A 16,901-nucleotide genomic window follows, 5' to 3' on the forward strand; every position below is an offset into this window, starting at 1 on the left:
TGGGATTCCCCTGATCGTCAATATTCGCCCCAGTCCCTATACCCGACAAGGTTAAGGATTGTGCGTATCGGCCGGGCGGCATCGCCGTTCTCCGCATGGGGCAAGCCTCTGACGGCAACACCCCTCCACCTGCCTCGACGGGGTAGGTGGAGGGGGGCGCCGGGATCAGCGCAGCTTGGCCGAGTCCAGATTGACGGCGGCCGCCGGGATGACCTCGACATTGGGATGCGTGGTCTTCAGTGCGGGTAGGAACTGCTTGGCATCGCCGACGATGACGATGCTCGCCGCCTTGGGATCGAGGAGCGCGGCAGAGGCGGACTGGACCGCCGCCGGGTCGACCGCCTGGACGCGCGGGATGTAGCGGCCCAGTTCGTCGAGCGGCACACCCTGCAGCGTATAGCCCGCCAGGATATCGGCGATGCCGTCGGTCGTCTCGATCGTCCGGCCGAACCCGCCGACCAGCACCGCCTGGCGCGTCGCCAGTTCGTCCTGCGGCACGGGCGTGGAGCCCAGCCTGGACATCTCGGCATCGATCAGCCCGACGACTTCGGCGGCAGAGGGGTTCTTGGTCTGGGTGCGTGCCGAGATCATGCCGATGTCACGGCCCGCCTGCACCCCGCTGCCCGCGCCATAGGCCAGCCCGCGCTTGATGCGGATTTCCTGGTTCAGGCGCGACGAGAAGCCGCCGCCGAGCACGGTGTTGGCGACCGCCAGCGGATAATAGCGGTCATCGGCGCGGCGGATACCCGAGCGCGCGACGACGACGCCCGCCTGTCCGGCATCGGGCATGTCGACGACGATGACGCGCGGCGCGGGGAAGGCGGGTTCGGCGGGCTTTGCGGCATTGGCCGTGGCGCCGGTTACGCGCCAGCCGCCCAGGTGGCGTTCGGCCAGGGCGCGCGCCTGGGCCGGGGTGACGTCGCCGACGAACACCAGCGTTGCCTGACCGGGCTTCCAGCTGCGCGCATAGGCGGCGGTCAGGTCGGCGCGGCTCAGCGCCTTCAGCGAGGCGGGCGTGCCCGACAGCGGCTGGCCATAGGCGCGCGTGCCGTACACGACACGGTCGGCGACCATCGCGGAGAGCTGGGCGGGGTTCTTCATCGCCACGTTCAGGCCGTCGATCGACTGGGTCCGGGCGCGGTCGATCTCGGCCTGCGCAAAGGCCGGGTGAGTTGCCACATCGGCCAGGATCGTCATCGCGGTATTGGCCTGCGCCGAGGGGACCGTCATGTCGATCGTCGCACCGTCGTCCGATGCTCCGGCCGCGATCGATCCGCCCAGGCTTTCGACCGCGCGCGCGATCTCGGTCGCCGAGCGGGTCGTGGTGCCCTTGGTCATCAACTCGGCCGACAGGCTGCTGGCGCCCGCCTTGCCCGCCGGATCGGTCGCCGCGCCGCCCAGCGCGACCAGCGAAGCGGTGACGAGCGGCAGTTCGTGGCGCTCGACCGTCACGACGCGCAGGCCGTTGGCCAGGGTGGCGACGACCGGCTTTGGCAGGGTGGGGGCGATGGCGGCGCCCGGCGCGGGCGGCAGGATGCGCTGCCCTTCGGCGGCGGGGGTGACCACCGCGATATCGGCGGGCGGCGTCAGCGCGGCGACCTGCACCGTCGGCGCGATCTCGATCGGCATGACGCGAACGTTGGCGGGGCGATCCGATTCGGGAAGATAGCGGATCGTCGCGCTCTGCTCGTCCTTCAGATAGCGGCGCGCGACACGCTGGATATCCGCCGCCGTGACCGTCTGAACGGCCGCGATCTGGCGATCGGCGGCGCTGGGGTCCCCGTCGACGATCACGCCGTTGGCGATCAGGTTCGCCCGGCCCTCGGCGGTTTCGCGCTGCTTCAGCGCGGCGGTCAGCAATTCGTTCTTCGCTTCGGCCAGTTCGGCGGCTGAGACGGGCGCGTCGCGCAGACGGGCGATCTCCTTCTTCAAAGCCGCCTCACCCTCGGCGACCGGCTTGCCGCCCGCCATCATCGCATAGACGGCGAGGTTGCCGGTCGACTGCTTGGTGTCGAGGAAGGTCGAGGCCGACTGTGCCAGCTGGTCGCGGTACACCAGATCCTCATACAGCCGCGAGCTTTCTCCTGCCGACAGGATGGCGTTCAGCACCATCAGCGCGGGCGTGTCGGCGCTGCGCTCGGGCGGGATGTGATAGCTGACCAGGACGGCGGGAAGCGGGACATTCGCCTCATAGACGCTGCGGGTGACCGCCTCGGTCCGCGGCGGTTCCTGCACGGTCACGCGCGGGATCGGATTGGTGGGGCGCTTGATCCCCGCGAAATACTGGTCGACCCAGCGGTCGAGCTGCGCGGGGTCGAAATTGCCCGATACGACCAGCACGGCATTGTCGGGCCGGTAATAGGTGGCGTGGAAGGCGCGGACGTCATCGATCCCCGCCGATTCCAGTTCCTCCAGGCTGCCGATACCCGGCCGCGCATAGGGGTGCGTGGTGTAGGCGAGCTTGGGGTAATAGATGGAGAACAGCTTGCCATAGGGCTGGGCGAGCGTGCGCTGGCGAAGTTCCTCCTTCACCACGTCGCGCTCGCTGGCGAAGCTCTTGGGCTCGACAACCAGCGCGGCCATGCGATCCGCCTCGGCGAACAACAGGCGCTGCAGGTGGTTGGCGGGCACAACCTCGAAATAATTGGTATAGTCGTCGGCGGTGGAGGCGTTGTTATAGCCGCCGACATCCTCGGTCAGGCGATCCATCTGTTCGGGGACGAGGTTGCGCGTCGCCTTGAACATCAGATGCTCGAACATGTGGGCAAAGCCCGAGCGGCCCTTGGGATCGTCCTTCGATCCGACATCATACCAGACCTGGACCGAGACGTTGGGCGTCGCGGTGTCGCGAATGGCATAGACGCGCAGGCCGTTGGGCAGGGTGCGCGTGGTGAACGCGATGGGCTTCACGCTTTCCGTGCGCGCCGGACTTGGCGCGGTTTGCGCCCCGGCCAGCGAGGGAAGGGCGGCGACGCCGAGCAGGAGCGCGGCACGGAAAAGGCGCATGAAGATCCTCGTTACTGGAGACGGATTATTTGGACTTGTTGCGCGTGCCGTACAACACGGCGGCCGCGATCGCGGCCGAACCGATGCCGACACCCAGGCCGATCTTGCCCATCGGCCAGTTGCGCGTCTTTTCCTTGATCGAATCGGCGGTGGCTTCGGCGGCAGCCACGGCGTGATCCTTGGCCTCCTTGGCGGCGGCGAGGATCTCGTTGGGGGCGTCTTCGATACGATCGGTCATGTTACTCTCCTACTCGACCTGATTAATCCCGGGCAGCGTAGCGCGCTCGGAAGTCGTCCGCAAAGGCCGTGAGGCGTCCCTCGGAAATCGCGGCGCGCAGATCGGCCATCATCTGCTGGTAGAACCAGATATTATGCTCGGTCATCAGCATCGCGCCCAGGATTTCCCCGGCACGGACCAGATGATGCAGATAGGCGCGGCTCCAGGTCGAACACACCGGGCAGCCACAAGCGGGGTCGAGCGGGCCCTGATCCTCGGCAAAGCGCGCGTTGCGGATGTTGATCGGGCCCTGCCGCGTGAAGGCCTGACCCGTCCGCCCCGAGCGGGTCGGGAGCACGCAGTCGAACATATCGACCCCGCGCTCGACCGCGCCCACGATATCGGTCGGCTTGCCCACACCCATCAGGTAGCGGGGTTTGCTGGCAGGAAGCTGGCCCGGCGCGAAGTCGAGGCAGCCGAACATCGCCTCCTGCCCCTCACCGACCGCCAGGCCGCCGATCGCGTAACCGTCGAAGCCGATGTCGATCAGCGCGTCCGCTGACGCCTTGCGAAATCCTTCATCCAGCGCGCCCTGCTGAATGCCGAAGATCGCATTGTCCTCGGCATGTTGCCCGCCCGCGTCAAAGGCATCGCGGCTGCGCCTGGCCCAGCGCATCGAGCGTTCCATCGCGCTGGCCTGCACCTCGCGGGTCGAGGTGGTGGGCACCAGTTCGTCGAACGCCATGACGATGTTGGAGCCGAGCAGCCGCTGGATCTCGATCGAGCGTTCGGGGCTGAGCAGATGGCGGGTGCCGTCGAGATGGCTCTTGAACGCGACCCCATCCTCGGACCGCTTGGTCAGCTCGGCCAGGCTCATCACCTGATAGCCGCCGGAGTCGGTCAGGATCGGCCGGTCCCAGCCCATGAAGCCGTGTAGGCCGCCCAGCCGGTTCACCCGCTCCGCGCCGGGGCGCAGCATCAGGTGATAGGTATTGCCCAGGATGATGTCCGCCCCGCTGGCGCGCACATCGCCGGGCTTCATCGCCTTGACGGTGGCGGCGGTGCCGACGGGCATGAAGGCGGGGGTGCGGATCTCGCCCCGCTTCATCGAAATAGTGCCGGTGCGGGCGCGGCCGTCGGTGGCGTGGATGGCGAAAGAGAAGCGGGCGGTCATTTTCTTTTGTCTCGGGGACGCAAGGGGCCGGTGGGGCCGTTGGCGTCGACGGGGGTGGTGCGGATGGTCAGTGCCTCGGCCCGGCTGATCGTGCCGTCCTGATCGCGGTCGAAGCGCGAGAACAGGCGCGAGAAATGGGCCTGAAGCTCAGCCAGGGTGATCCGATTGTCACTGTCCTTGTCGACGTCGAACGGGCTGGGCAGCGCGTTGCGGTCGCCCAGCCAGCGCTCGGCCCAGTCGGCGAACTGGAGATAGCCGATCGACCCCTGATGGCGCGTGTCGATCAGGTCGTAGGAACGCTTGACCCCCGCCTCCATCTCGGCACGCGTGGTCTTGCCGTCGCCGTCCGCGTCGAAGGCGGCGATCATCATCGCCACCGGCTCGACAACCATGGTAGCGGGCGTCTGCGCAAAGGGGGCGGGGCGGGCGGTGACCGTCACCGTCTGGTCGCTACCCGGCGTCGCCGCCTGGAGCAGCAGCGCCAGCCACATCATGCGGTACGTTCCGGCAGCAGCAACGAGGCATCGCCATAGGAATAGAAGCGATAGTCGTTCGCGATGGCATGGGCATAACCCGCCTGCATCCGATCGAGTCCCATCAATGCGGAAACCAGCATGAACAAAGTCGAGCGCGGCAGGTGGAAATTGGTCATCAGCCCGTCGATCCCGCGAAAGCGATAGCCCGGCGTGATGAAGATCGCCGTATCACCCTCGAACGGACGGATCACGCCGTCCTCTCCGGCCGCGCTCTCGATCAGGCGCAGCGAGGTGGTGCCGACCGCGATCACGCGGCCGCCCCGCGCCTTGACGGCATTCAGCCGGTCGGCGGTCGCGGCGTCGATGCGGCCCCATTCGGCGTGCATCTTGTGGTCGACGGTGTCCTCCGCCTTGACCGGCAGGAAGGTGCCCGCGCCGACATGCAGGGTCAGCGTGGCATGGTCGATCCCGGCCGCCGCCAGCGATTCCAGCAGGCCCGGCGTGAAGTGCAGCGCCGCCGTGGGCGCGGCGACCGCGCCGGGTTCGTTGGCGAACATCGTCTGATAGTCGTCGGCATCCTGCTCGGTGATGCCGCGCTTCTGGGCGATATAGGGGGGCAGGGGCATGGTGCCCGCCCGCTCCAGCAGCAACTCGACCGGCTCGTCCCCGGCGAAGTCCAGCGCGAAGCTGCCATCCTCGGCCCTGTCGCGCGCGGTCGCGTTGACCCCGGAGCCGAAATCGATGACGTCGCCGTCACGTAAGCGCTTGGCGTTGCGGATGAAGGCGCGCCAGCGGCGCGTGCCCTCGCGCTTGTGCAGCGTCGCGCCGATCTTCGCCTCGCCGCGGATACCCTCGAGCTGGGCGGGGATCACGCGGGTGTCGTTGAAGACCAGCAGGTCCCCGGGGCGCAGGCACGCGGGCAGGTCACTCACCCGCGCATCGCGGGTGGCGGCCCCTTCCAGAACCAGCATCCGCGCCGAATCGCGCGGGGATGCCGGGTACAGCGCGATCCGCTCGGGCGGCAGCGCGAAGTCGAAAAGATCTACGTTCACTTGGTGGCCGTTGCCGCCTTCTTGGCCGGGGTGGCCTTGGGTGCGGGGCGGCGTGCGGGAAGCGGCTTGGCCGCCGCACCCGGCAACGTCACCGGTGCGCCCAGGCTGGGCGCCGCCACGGGGGCGGGGACGAAGGCGGGGGGATTGTCCGCCGCGACATAGGCGTGGATGATCTTGCTCGGGTTCGCGGGCGGCTCGCCACGTTCGATCTTGTCGACATATTGCATGCCGTCGATCACCCGGCCGAAGACCGTGTATTTCTTGTCGAGCGCGAAGCGCGGCTGGAAGACGATGTAGAACTGGCTGTTCGCGCTGTTGGGATCGTCGGCGCGCGCGGCAGCGACCGATCCGCGAACATGCGGCAGATAATTGAACTCGGCCGGGATGTTGGGCAGCGACGAACCGCCGGTGCCGTCGCCCTTGGGATCGCCGCCCTGCGCCATGAAGCCGTCGATCACGCGGTGAAAGGCCAGGCCGTCATAGAAATGCTGACGGGTCAGCGTCTTGACTCGCTCGACCATCTTGGGCGCAACGTCGGGACGCAGCCAGATCGTCACCCGCCCGCCGGTCGACAGGTCGAGCACCCACAGATTCTCCTTGTCGGTGATCGGTGGCGGCGGCAGCCGGTCCGCGACATTGGTCTCCAGCACCTGCGCCGCCTTGGCGGGGGTGCTGAACTTGGGTAGCACTTCGGCCTGTTTCTGCGCCTGCGCCGGAACGGCGATCGGGCTGGCCATCATCACGGCAAGAGCGGCGAGAACGCGCATCATTTCTCTACGACTAGGGGAAGAATGGGGAGGCTGTAGAGCATATCGCCCCTTGCGCCAATCTGAACCTTCAGGCTGATTTTCCTCCCCTGAAAGGGGCGGTGGCAGGCCGAAGGCCTGACGGAGGGGTGTCCGGTTTGGAGAGGGAGGCGTGCCTTCTGGGGCGGTGACGCCCCTTCACCATCCTTCGGTTGGTCCCCCTCCTCTTGAGAGGATCGTCGCAAAACCCGTCACACCACCCCGGCGAAGGCCGGGGTCCAGTTGGGTGGACGACAGTAAGCGACGGAAATCATTCAGCATCTGGACCCCGGCCTACGCCGGGGTGGGAGATGAAGAGTGCAAAGTCTCAAATTTCGCAGCGAACCCCTGAAGGGGAGGAATGGGTCAGGAACCCTTGCGGCCGATCTTTTCCACGCGCTCGGCAACATCCTGGCAGACGGACGGGGTGACGAACTTGGAAATGTTGCCGCCGTACATCGCGATTTCCTTGACCAACCGGCTGGCGATGGGTTGCAGCGCGACGTCGGCCATCAGGAAGACGGTCTCGACCCGCGGATTGATCTGCTGGTTCATGCCCGCCATCTGATATTCATATTCGAAGTCGGCGACCGCGCGCAGGCCCCGGACGATGACCTTCGCGCCCTCGCGCTCGGCGAAATCCATCAACAGCGAATCGAAGGCGACGACATGAATCTCGCCCGCCACACCGGCGACCTCGCGCCGGACCATCGCCATGCGTTCTTCGAGGGTGAACATGGGCGATTTCGACGGATTGGTGGTGACGCCGATCACCAGCCGATCGACCAGCTTCGCGCCGCGCCGGATGATGTCCATATGACCCAGCGTCACGGGATCGAAGGTGCCGGGATACACGCCGATGCGGGTCACCGGTCGCGCTCCACCACATAGGCGGCGATGGCGCGCAGAAGATCGGCCTCGGGACCATAGGCGCGCAGATGCTCGATCGCCTGCGCGACCAGCATCCGGCATTGTTCGCGGGCGCGCTCCACGCCCATCAGGCTGAGGAAGGTCGCCTTGCCCGCATCCTCGTCCTTGCGCAGCTTCTTGCCCGCCGTCGCTTCGTCGCCCTCGGCGTCGAGCAGGTCGTCGGCAATCTGAAAGGCCAGGCCCAGATCATGGGCATAGCCGCGCAGGTGGGTACGGCCCTCGGGCGGGACGCGGCCCAGGATCGCCCCCGCCTCAACCGCGGCGCAGATCAGCGCGCCGGTCTTCATCTGCTGAAGCCGGGTGACGGTGGCCAGATCGAACACCTGTCGCTCGGCCTCCAGGTCCATCTGCTGCCCGCCCGCCATGCCGCTGGGGCCGGAGGCGCGCGCGAGGTCGAGGATCAGCTCGGAGCGGACGAAGGGATCGGCATGGGTCGCGGGATCGGCCAGGATCTCGAACGCCAGCGCGTGGAGGCAGTCGCCCGCCAGAATCGCCGTCGCCTCGTCGAACGCCTTGTGCACGGTCGGCTTGCCGCGCCGCATATCGTCATCGTCCATCGCGGGCAGATCGTCATGGATCAGCGAATAGACGTGGATCGCCTCCAGCGCGGTCGCGACCCAGCCCGCCGTGTCGCGGTCGACCGCGAACAGACGGGCGGTGGCGAAGACGAGGAGCGGGCGCAGCCGCTTGCCGCCGCCGATCGCGGCGTGGCGCATCGCGGCATAAAGCGACGCGCGCGGATCGCCGGGATCGGCGAGCAACTGGGCAAAGCGGCGGTCGATGTCCTCGGCGACTTCGGCCAGGGCATCGGGCAGCGCGGCGGCGGTCAGCGTCACGCCTCAGCCTGCCTGAAACGGGCGGGTGCCGGCAGCCTTGCCCTCGGTATCGAGGCGGATCGCCTCGATCCGGGCCTGGGCGGCGTCGAGCCGTTCGGCACAGCGCTGGCGCAGACGATCGCCGCGCTCGTACAGGCGGATCGACTCGTCCAGCGTCGCTTCACCGCTTTCCAGGCGGCCGACGATGCGTTCCAGTTCCTTGAGAGCGTCCTCGAACGTCAGTTCTTCGATGGGCGTATCCATGACGTCGCTATGCGGCACACCCGCGACCCGCGCAAGGCGGCTCGCGCTTATCGCAGCCGGTTGACCGTCCAGGTGTAGAGAAACGAAACACCGAACAGCCCCAGATCGATCGCCGCCTGCACGCGGTGGGGAGACCGGTCGCCCAGGTCATGCGTAATCAGGCGGATATCCGCGGTCGGATGGCGACACGCGAGCGCGATCAGCGCCAGCGTCAATCCCGCCATCATGATCCGTCGTTCGCGCAAACGCCCTTCTCCCCCGCCTGACAATACGCCTGGCGCGCGATGTCGGCAAGAGCGGCGCGGCCCCGACCAGGCCGGGCGTCAGGCCGGGTGGCGGCATGGGAATGGTCGTGCCCCGGCAATGGCGGTCGCGGCCGCTCTTCTTGGCGGTGTACAGTGCTTGGTCGGTTTCGCGGTAGAGGTTGCGCCAGTCCGCCTCGTCCAGCATCGGTCCGGTGCACAGCCCCAGGCTGGCGGTGACCTTCAGCCCGGAGGGGTAGGTCGCGGCACGCAAATGGGCCAGCAGCGTCTCGGGGTCGGGCGCGCGCTCGGCATCGGCGAGCAGCGCGAACTCCTCGCCCCCGACGCGCGCGATCAATATGTCGGGGCCGACCGCTTCGCCCAGCGTGCGGGCGAAGATACGCAGCACCTCGTCGCCGCCATCATGACCCAGCGTGTCGTTGATGCGCTTGAAATGGTCGATATCGGCCAGGATCAGCATCTGCGGCCCGCTGCGTCCGATCGCCTGATCCAGGAAGGCGCGGCGATTATAGAGTTCGGTCAGCGGATCGGTATCGGCCAGCCGCCGGGCGACGCGCTCATCGGCGCGGGCCAGGTCGCGTTCGCGGCTGAGCAGATAGATGCGGTACGCCACGCCCAGGCTGGCGATCAGCGCCTCCAGGCCCATCGACAGCACGGTCGACTGGTCGATCCAGGGCCGCCACGCGATGATGTGCATGGCATGGAGCACGCGGAACATGCCCAGCGCGATCGGTATGCTCCAGGCGATGGCGAAGGCCCACAGGAAATTGCTCCGCAGCCGCGACGCGCGGACCAGCACCACGATCAGGAAGGCGAGCAGTATCAGGAAACCCATGACCACCGCCTGGTCGAGCGGTATGATCCAGCGCGGCGCGAGGATCGCGAAGGCGATGTTGGGCAACGCGATCAGGGCAAAGGTGACCGCCGCCAGCCTGTCCAGCCACCCCTCGAACACCTTGCGCTCGAAGAAGTGGCGCGAAAAGATGACCAGGGTCAGCGCGATCGCACCCAGCATGATCGCGTTCAGCCGATGTCGCTCGTTATTGTCGAGCCAGGGCAGCCACTGGCCGATCATCCCGGACGACGACAGGGTATAGCCGGTGATGACGAACAACAGCAGGCAATAGACGGGCTGGAGCGGCTGGCGCAAAGCGGGCCACAGCGCGATATTGTACACCGCCAGGCCGATGACCACGCCGATGATGACGCCGTAGACCAGCCCCAACGAGGATTCGACCGCCAGCATGTCGGCACGGATACCGATCCGCGCACCGCGCACGACGCCGCGCATATTGGCCGCCCCGTGCGCCTCCCACAGCACCCTGACCGGCTGCGTCCCCTCGCGCGGCAGCGGAACCGCGATCATCGCGCCCAGCAGCAGATACGGCGCGGTCGTCGCGCTGGTGAAGGCGACGGTGCGGATGCCGCCATCGGCATACAGGATGTGCAGCGCCGTCGCGTCCTGCCACGTACTGGCGAAGCTGACCGCCAGCAGGTCGCGCAGATCGCGGGATAGTCTGGGCAGGGGTTCGGACATCACCCAGTAATCGCCGACGCCGTAACGCGACTGGTCGTGGGTGCAGTCGAAGCCCCGCGGGCGGGTCAGCTGGATACGGGCGTCGTCGCCGGGCTGAATTCGGCGGATACAGGTCGATAGCGGCTCGCCAGCCTGCGCGTGCGCCTCCGCCAACGGCCACAGGACCGTCAGCAGCGCGAGCAGCAACGCGCCTATGGTGATCGCCCCCGGCCCCTTCATATGTCCCATCTGACGGCGCAAGGCCCCAAAATACGGTTAACGGCCTATAGTATAAATCAACTATTCCGCCCAGCCCGACCGGCGAGGCATATGAAAAAGGCCGGGTGTCGCCACCCGGCCCCATTTCGATTGCCGTCGATCCGGTCGCCCGGATCGGTCCGTCATGCTCAGTCCGCGTCGACCGAGGCGGGCTTGCCGCCCTTCTTGCGCGGCTTCTTGGGCGCGGCGGGCTCGATCGCGAAGGACAGCGCGCCGTCCTTCATCTTCACCGTCACCTCGCCGCCATGGACCAGCTTGCCGAACAGCAGTTCCTCGGCCAGCGGCTGCTTGATCTTCTCCTGGATCAGGCGGCCCATCGGACGCGCACCATAGAGGCGGTCATAGCCCTTTTCGGTGAGCCAGCTCTTCGCCGCCTCGTCCAGACTGATATGGACATGCCGGTCGGCCAACTGGAGTTCGAGCTGGAGGATGAACTTGTCCACCACCCGCGCCACGACTTCGGGCGGCAGGTAGCCGAAGGGCACGATCGCATCCAGGCGGTTGCGGAATTCCGGCGTGAACATCTTCTGCACGGCCTGCTCATCCTCGCCCTCGCGAGTGAGGTTGCCGAACCCGACCGTCTCGCGCGCCATGTCGGCGGCGCCCGCATTGGTCGTCATGATGATGATCGTGTTGCGGAAATCGACCGTCTTGCCGTGGTGATCGGTCAGCTTCCCATTGTCCATCACCTGCAACAGGATGTTGAACAGGTCGGGATGCGCCTTCTCGATCTCGTCGAGCAGCAGCACCGAATGCGGATTCTGATCGACCGCATCGGTCAGCAGCCCACCCTGGTCATAGCCGACATAGCCCGGAGGGGCACCGATCAGACGGCTGACCGAGTGACGCTCCATATATTCGGACATGTCGAACCGCTGGAGCGGGATGCCCAGGATCGTCGCCAGCTGCCGCGCGACTTCGGTCTTGCCGACGCCGGTGGGGCCGGTGAACAGATAGTTGCCGATCGGCTTGTCCGGATCGCGCAGGCCTGCCCGGCTGAGCTTGATGGCCGAGGACAGGTTCTCAATCGCCGCATTCTGGCCGAACACCACGCGCTTGAGGTCCGTCTCCAGCATTTCCAGCTGCTGGCGGTCGTCGGTCGACACGCTTTTCGGCGGGATGCGCGCCATGGTGGCGATCACGGCCTCGATCTCCTTGGGCGTGATCGTCTTCTTGCGCTTGCTGACCGGGACCAGCATCTGCATCGCGCCGACCTCGTCGATCACGTCGATCGCCTTGTCGGGCAGCTTGCGGTCGTTGATGTAGCGCGCCGACAGCTCGACCGCCGACTTGATCGCATCGGGCGTGTACTTGACCTGATGGTGATCCTCGAACGCCGAGCGCAGGCCGGCGAGGATCTTGATCGTGTCCTCGATCGTCGGCTCGTTCACGTCGATCTTCTGGAACCGGCGCAGCAGCGCGCGGTCCTTTTCGAAGTGGTTGCGGAACTCCTTGTAGGTGGTCGAGCCGATGCAGCGGATCGTGCCGCCCGACAATGCGGGCTTGAGCAGGTTCGAGGCGTCCATCGCCCCGCCGCTAGTCGCACCCGCGCCGATGACGGTGTGGATCTCGTCGATGAAGAGCACCGCATGCGGCAGCTTCTCCAGCTCGTTGACGACCGCCTTCAGACGCTCCTCGAAGTCGCCGCGATAGCGGGTGCCCGCCAGCAGCGCGCCCATGTCGAGCGAATAGATGACGGCCGGCTTCAGCACCTCGGGCACATCGCCCTCGATGATCTTGCGCGCCAGGCCCTCGGCGATGGCAGTCTTGCCGACGCCGGGATCGCCGACATAGAGCGGGTTGTTCTTCGACCGGCGGCACAGGATCTGGACGGTGCGGTCCACCTCGGGCCCGCGCCCGATCAGCGGATCGACCTTGCCTGCCTTGGCCTTTTCATTGAGGTCGACGGTGAACTGCTTGAGCGCGCTCTCGCCCTTGCCCTTTTCGGCGGGCTTGGCGGGCTTTTCCTCCTCTACGCCCTTGGGCGGGGTCGCATCAGCGGCTGCGGCACCCTTGCCGACGCCGTGGCTGATGAAGCTGACCGCGTCCAGGCGGCTCATATCCTGCTGCTGCAGGAAATAGACGGCATAGGATTCGCGCTCGGAAAACAGCGCGACCAACACGTTCGCGCCCGTCACCTCGTCGCGGCCCGACGACTGGACGTGCAGGATCGCACGCTGGACGACGCGCTGGAACCCGCTGGTGGGGGAGGGGTCGGTCGCCGCCTCGACCTTCAGCGCGTCAAGCTCGGTGTCGAGATACTGGGCGACCGTCGCCTTCAACTCGCCCAGGTCGACATGGCACGCTTCCATGACCTTCGAGGCATGGTCGTCGTCGATCAGCGCGAGGAGCAGGTGCTCCAGCGTGGCATATTCATGGCGCCGCACGGTCGCGGCTTCCAGCGCCTTGTGGAGCGTGGTCTCGAGCGCGGGGGCGAAAGATGGCATCTACGATACTCCTGACGAGGCGCTTGGGACTGGCGCTTCGTTTCGACCAATGTCGGGATGGTGGGGCCCGGCATCAAGCGGGGGTAACGCACGGCCGCTGAACAAAGCGTATCGTGCGCAAAAGGAAAAGATCGCGGCACGGCGCGGCAGGCGATCGGCGAAGCGGCGATGGCACGCCCGGCCGGTCGCGTCGCCCTCACCGCCTGAAAAGCGCGTCGGCGCTGGCGCGGTGGAGCGATGCCCGCTCGATATGGCGGCGGGTGCGATCGATCTCGCCCTGCAGCGCCGCGATCCGCGCCTCAAGCTCGGCGATCGACAGCGGATCCAGGTCGACGCGGGTCAGCGCCGTCAGGCTATCCGGGATGCGGAGGGGGGAATCATCCTGGTCCATCACGGGATGCAGCGTTGACCCCAACGCCGCCGATGTCAATAACGGTACGGAACAGGCCAGGGCAAAGGGGCGGTAATTGGTGCACGCCGATAGCGATGTGAGGACAATGACCGACATTCCCGTCAGGATGACCGCGATCGACCCGGAAACGGCGGGCGGTCCAGAGGTTCTGGTGCCGGTCGAACGCCCGACGCCGACGCCGGGCGAGGGTGAGGTGCTGGTCCGCGTGGCCGCCGCCGGGGTCAACCGACCCGACGTCATGCAGCGCCAGGGCCTCTACCCGCCGCCGCCGGGCGCACCGTCCATTCCTGGGCTGGAGATTGCGGGCGAAGTCGTCGCGGTCGGCGCGGGCGTCGGCCCGGAAATGCTGGGCCAGCCGGTCTGCGCGCTGATCGGCGGCGGCGGCTATGCGCAATATGCGATCGCGGTCGCCGACCACTGCCTGCCCGTGCCACATGGCCTGTCGATGGTGCAGGCCGCCGCTATCCCCGAGACGCTGTTCACCGTGTGGACCAACGTGTTCGAGCGCGCCTATGCCCGCGAAGGCGAGACGCTGCTCGTGCATGGCGGGACCAGCGGCATCGGCACCACGGCGATCGCACTCGGCGCGATCTTCGGGTTGACGGTAATCGTGACCGCGGGTTCGGACGAGAAATGCACGGCAGCCGAGAAGCTGGGCGCGGCCAAGGCGATCAACTACCGGACGCAGGATTTCGTCGAGGCGGTGAAGGACTTTACCGGCGGCAAGGGCGTCGACATCGTGCTCGACATGGTCGGCGGCGACTATCTGCCGCGCAACCTCCAGTGCCTGGCGGAGGATGGCCGCCACGTGTCGATCGCGGTGCAGCGCGGGGCCAAGGCCGAGATCCCGATCTGGGAAATCATGCGCCGCCGCCTGATCCTGACCGGCTCGACGCTGCGCGGGCGTGACCGTGCCTTCAAGGCGATGGTCGCTGACGAGCTGTCGCGGATCGTCTGGCCGCATGTCGAGGAGGGGCGGCTGCGCCCCGTGATCGACCGCAGCTTCCCATTTGCGCAGGTCGCCGAGGCGCATCGGCGGATGGAGGCGGGCGACCATGTCGGCAAGATCGTCCTGACCTTCGACACCTGATCCCCCGCACCCCGCTTTCCCGCGACGGACTTGATCCCGCTGCAAAAGATTGCAACGGATCGAACGACCGGATGGGTCGTTTTTCCGGCACGGAATTGGGGGTATGTCGAGCATGCAGGTTGGTGGTCGGCTGGCGATCGCAATTCTGGTCGGGACGGCGGCAGGCATGGTCGCCCCGCCGGTGCAGGCCCAATCCGCCCGCGAAATCCTGACTCAGGCCTCCTTTGCCGATAGCGACGAAGTCAGTGCGCTGCGGCGCGTGACGAGCGCCTATAACGCGGCGCAGGCCGCTTTGCGCCGGTCCCCCGACGATCATGAGGCGCTGCTGATGCGCGCAACCGCGCTCGGCTACCGCGCCAAGCTGACCGGCAATCGTAGCGACGCGGTATCGGCGCGCCGCCAGTTCGAGGCGCTGGTCGCGCAGAATCCGCGCGATGCCGAGGCGACGCTGGCGTTGGGTGCCTGGCATATCGGCGGCGTCAAGAAACTGGGGGCGATCATGGGGCGCGCGGCAATCGGGGCGCAGCGGGGCGTGGGGCTCTCCGCGCTCGACCGGGCGGTGGCGCTGGGCGGCGACCGAGCGCTGTTTCCCGGTCTGGCGGCGCTGCTCCGGCTGGAGGTCGATCCCCGCGATCCGCGCGGGCGGACCCTGGTCGAGGCGGCGGCACGGGCGGGGGTGTCGAGCCCCATCGACCGGATCATGCAGCATGCGGCGGTGGCGATCCTCACCCCGCTGCGTGCCGGCGATACCCAGGCGACCCGCAGGCTGGCCTCGCAACTGCTGCCGTTCGGGCGATTCGACGACGATAATTGAGTCCGTGGCGGGCGCGACACCGGCCGGGGTGCCACTGGACGGCGTGGTAATGCCACTCTATGGGCCAATGTTCAGGCAGTCTGTGTCGCCGCACCTTGCTCTTGAGGGCGGTTTTCACTAGATTTGACCCCATGACGGCCGCTCCGCGAGGGGCGGCCCTTTTATTTTCCGACTGGAGTGATCCCCGTGGCCCAGCCGCTCATGCCCCATGCGACCGCTTCCTGGCTGGTCGACAACACGTCGCTCTCGTTCGAGCAGATCGCGGATTTCTGCGGCCTCCACATCCTGGAAGTCCAGGCGATCGCCGACGATACGGCAGCGACCAAGCTGACCGGTCGCGATCCCGTGCGCGCTCACGAACTGGCGCAGACCGAGATCGAGAAGGCGCAGGCCAATCCCGATTATCGCATGAAGATGATCAAGGGCCCCGAGCAGGTCCGCCGCACCAAGGGCCCGCGCTACACGCCGGTCAGCAAGCGCCAGGACAAGCCGGACGGCATCGCCTGGATCATCCGCAACCATCCGGAAATCTCGGACGGGGCGATCTCGAACCTGATCGGCACCACCCGCACGACGATCGCGGCGATCCGCGACCGCAGCCACTGGAACATCGCCAACATCACCCCGAAGGACCCGGTGACGCTGGGCCTGACCACCCAGCGCGAGCTGGACTCGGCGGTGGCCAAGGCGGCCAAGGCGACCGGCGGCAATGCCGAGGCTCAGCCGACCGACACGCGCCTGGAGGGTGATCGCGAGGCGCTGCTCGCATCGCTGCGCGCCGAGCGCGACCAGCAGAGCCGCGACGTCGACTCGGTCAGCCACAATGGCGACATAATCGATCCACACTCGCTGTTCCGCAGCTGATCGACGGGCCCAGGCCTGGTGAAGGGGGCGTCCACCGACCGGGTGGGCGCCCCTTTTGCGTTGGGGGGAACGGCGGCTGGCCCATGCTGTTGAGCCTGATCGAAGGAGATCATCCATGACCGATCAGGAAAAGCGCAACCTCCAGTCCGTCGCCTCCAATCGTGGCGACAGCGGCGAAGTCTATGACCGTGCCGACGAGCGGGCGCTGGGACGGAAATTGCCTTCGGGGCGTGTCGCGCCCGAAGCCCCGGCGCCCGGTAACGGCAACGCCGGCACCGATCTGCCCGAAGACAATGGTAAGCGCGCCTCTGTCGATCCGAAGACCGGCGAGGTTCATGGCAGCGGGGCAGGGGCCGGTGGCGGAAACCCCGGTGACGAGATCGACGAGGTGGACCCCGCAACCCCGCCGGGCGTGGGTCCGCGCCCGGTGAACTAACCCCATTCCTCCCCTGGCAGGGGAGGTGGCAGGCCGAAGGCCTGACGGAGGGGTGTCCCGG

Annotated in this window: 16 protein-coding genes; 4 read left to right on the forward strand and 12 right to left on the reverse strand. The window is 67.2% G+C overall.

Features of this window, described 5'->3' with window-relative positions:
* Positions 1 to 165: 165 nt before the first annotated feature.
* From SOM26_RS13915 to SOM26_RS13970, 12 genes are all read right to left on the reverse strand, one after another.
* Positions 166 to 3,006: a M16 family metallopeptidase gene (locus SOM26_RS13915; RefSeq protein ID WP_320453326.1), complete on the reverse strand. Its 2,841-nt coding sequence runs from the start codon at positions 3,004 to 3,006 to the stop codon at positions 166 to 168.
* A 25-nt stretch (positions 3,007 to 3,031) separates the two neighbouring features.
* Positions 3,032 to 3,244: a hypothetical protein gene (locus SOM26_RS13920; RefSeq protein WP_320453327.1), complete on the reverse strand. Its 213-nt coding sequence runs from the start codon at positions 3,242 to 3,244 to the stop codon at positions 3,032 to 3,034.
* Positions 3,245 to 3,266: 22 nt separating this feature from the next.
* Positions 3,267 to 4,397, reverse strand: coding sequence for a tRNA guanosine(34) transglycosylase Tgt (gene tgt, locus SOM26_RS13925; protein WP_320453328.1), 1,131 nt, complete (start codon positions 4,395 to 4,397; stop codon positions 3,267 to 3,269).
* Positions 4,394 to 4,891 carry an EF-hand domain-containing protein gene (locus tag SOM26_RS13930; protein ID WP_414712064.1) on the reverse strand — a complete coding sequence of 166 codons (498 nt, stop codon included), beginning with the start codon at positions 4,889 to 4,891 and terminating at the stop codon, positions 4,394 to 4,396. The genes tgt and SOM26_RS13930 overlap by 4 nt, the downstream gene beginning before the upstream one ends.
* Positions 4,888 to 5,925, reverse strand: coding sequence for a tRNA preQ1(34) S-adenosylmethionine ribosyltransferase-isomerase QueA (gene queA / locus SOM26_RS13935; RefSeq protein WP_320453329.1), 1,038 nt, complete (start codon positions 5,923 to 5,925; stop codon positions 4,888 to 4,890). The genes SOM26_RS13930 and queA overlap by 4 nt, the downstream gene beginning before the upstream one ends.
* Positions 5,922 to 6,665, reverse strand: coding sequence for a peptidylprolyl isomerase (locus SOM26_RS13940; protein WP_414712069.1), 744 nt, complete (start codon positions 6,663 to 6,665; stop codon positions 5,922 to 5,924). Before SOM26_RS13940 ends, queA begins: the two co-directional genes overlap by 4 nt.
* Positions 6,666 to 7,076: 411 nt before the next feature.
* Complete coding sequence (coaD, locus tag SOM26_RS13945; RefSeq protein ID WP_320453330.1) at positions 7,077 to 7,580, reverse strand: pantetheine-phosphate adenylyltransferase; 504 nt, start codon at positions 7,578 to 7,580, stop codon at positions 7,077 to 7,079.
* Positions 7,577 to 8,476, reverse strand: a complete 900-nt coding sequence (locus tag SOM26_RS13950; protein ID WP_320453331.1) for a polyprenyl synthetase family protein — start codon at positions 8,474 to 8,476, stop codon at positions 7,577 to 7,579. Before SOM26_RS13950 ends, coaD begins: the two co-directional genes overlap by 4 nt.
* Before the next feature lie 3 nt (positions 8,477 to 8,479).
* Positions 8,480 to 8,719, reverse strand: coding sequence for an exodeoxyribonuclease VII small subunit (locus SOM26_RS13955; protein WP_294204664.1), 240 nt, complete (start codon positions 8,717 to 8,719; stop codon positions 8,480 to 8,482).
* A gap of 147 nt (positions 8,720 to 8,866) precedes the next feature.
* Entirely contained in the window at positions 8,867 to 10,747 is a 1,881-nt protein-coding gene (locus SOM26_RS13960; RefSeq protein ID WP_320453332.1) for a sensor domain-containing diguanylate cyclase, read from the reverse strand.
* 158 nt (positions 10,748 to 10,905) lie between these two features.
* Complete coding sequence (gene clpA / locus SOM26_RS13965; RefSeq protein WP_320453333.1) at positions 10,906 to 13,224, reverse strand: ATP-dependent Clp protease ATP-binding subunit ClpA; 2,319 nt, start codon at positions 13,222 to 13,224, stop codon at positions 10,906 to 10,908.
* A gap of 196 nt (positions 13,225 to 13,420) precedes the next feature.
* A complete protein-coding gene (locus tag SOM26_RS13970; RefSeq protein ID WP_320453509.1) occupies positions 13,421 to 13,615 on the reverse strand; it encodes a DUF1192 domain-containing protein in 195 nt (64 codons plus the stop codon).
* Positions 13,616 to 13,721: 106 nt separating this feature from the next.
* Between SOM26_RS13970 and SOM26_RS13975 the strand changes: the two genes are divergently transcribed.
* The 4 genes from SOM26_RS13975 (at position 13,722) to SOM26_RS13990 (ending at position 16,840) form a co-directional block, all read left to right on the forward strand.
* The gene (locus tag SOM26_RS13975) at positions 13,722 to 14,726 is read left to right on the forward strand and encodes an NAD(P)H-quinone oxidoreductase (protein ID WP_320453334.1); all 1,005 of its coding nucleotides are present in this window, start codon (positions 13,722 to 13,724) and stop codon (positions 14,724 to 14,726) included.
* A 103-nt stretch (positions 14,727 to 14,829) separates the two neighbouring features.
* Positions 14,830 to 15,540 (forward strand): hypothetical protein, encoded by a 711-nt coding sequence (locus tag SOM26_RS13980; protein ID WP_320453335.1) that lies wholly within the window; start codon positions 14,830 to 14,832, stop codon positions 15,538 to 15,540.
* A 186-nt stretch (positions 15,541 to 15,726) separates the two neighbouring features.
* The gene (locus tag SOM26_RS13985; protein WP_320453336.1) at positions 15,727 to 16,404 is read left to right on the forward strand and encodes a DUF1013 domain-containing protein; all 678 of its coding nucleotides are present in this window, start codon (positions 15,727 to 15,729) and stop codon (positions 16,402 to 16,404) included.
* A 115-nt stretch (positions 16,405 to 16,519) separates the two neighbouring features.
* Positions 16,520 to 16,840, forward strand: coding sequence for a hypothetical protein (locus SOM26_RS13990; protein WP_320453337.1), 321 nt, complete (start codon positions 16,520 to 16,522; stop codon positions 16,838 to 16,840).
* Positions 16,841 to 16,901 lie beyond the last annotated feature (61 nt).

This window comes from Sphingomonas sp. CFBP8993 (assembly GCF_034044895.1).
GTDB lineage: Bacteria > Pseudomonadota > Alphaproteobacteria > Sphingomonadales > Sphingomonadaceae > Sphingomonas.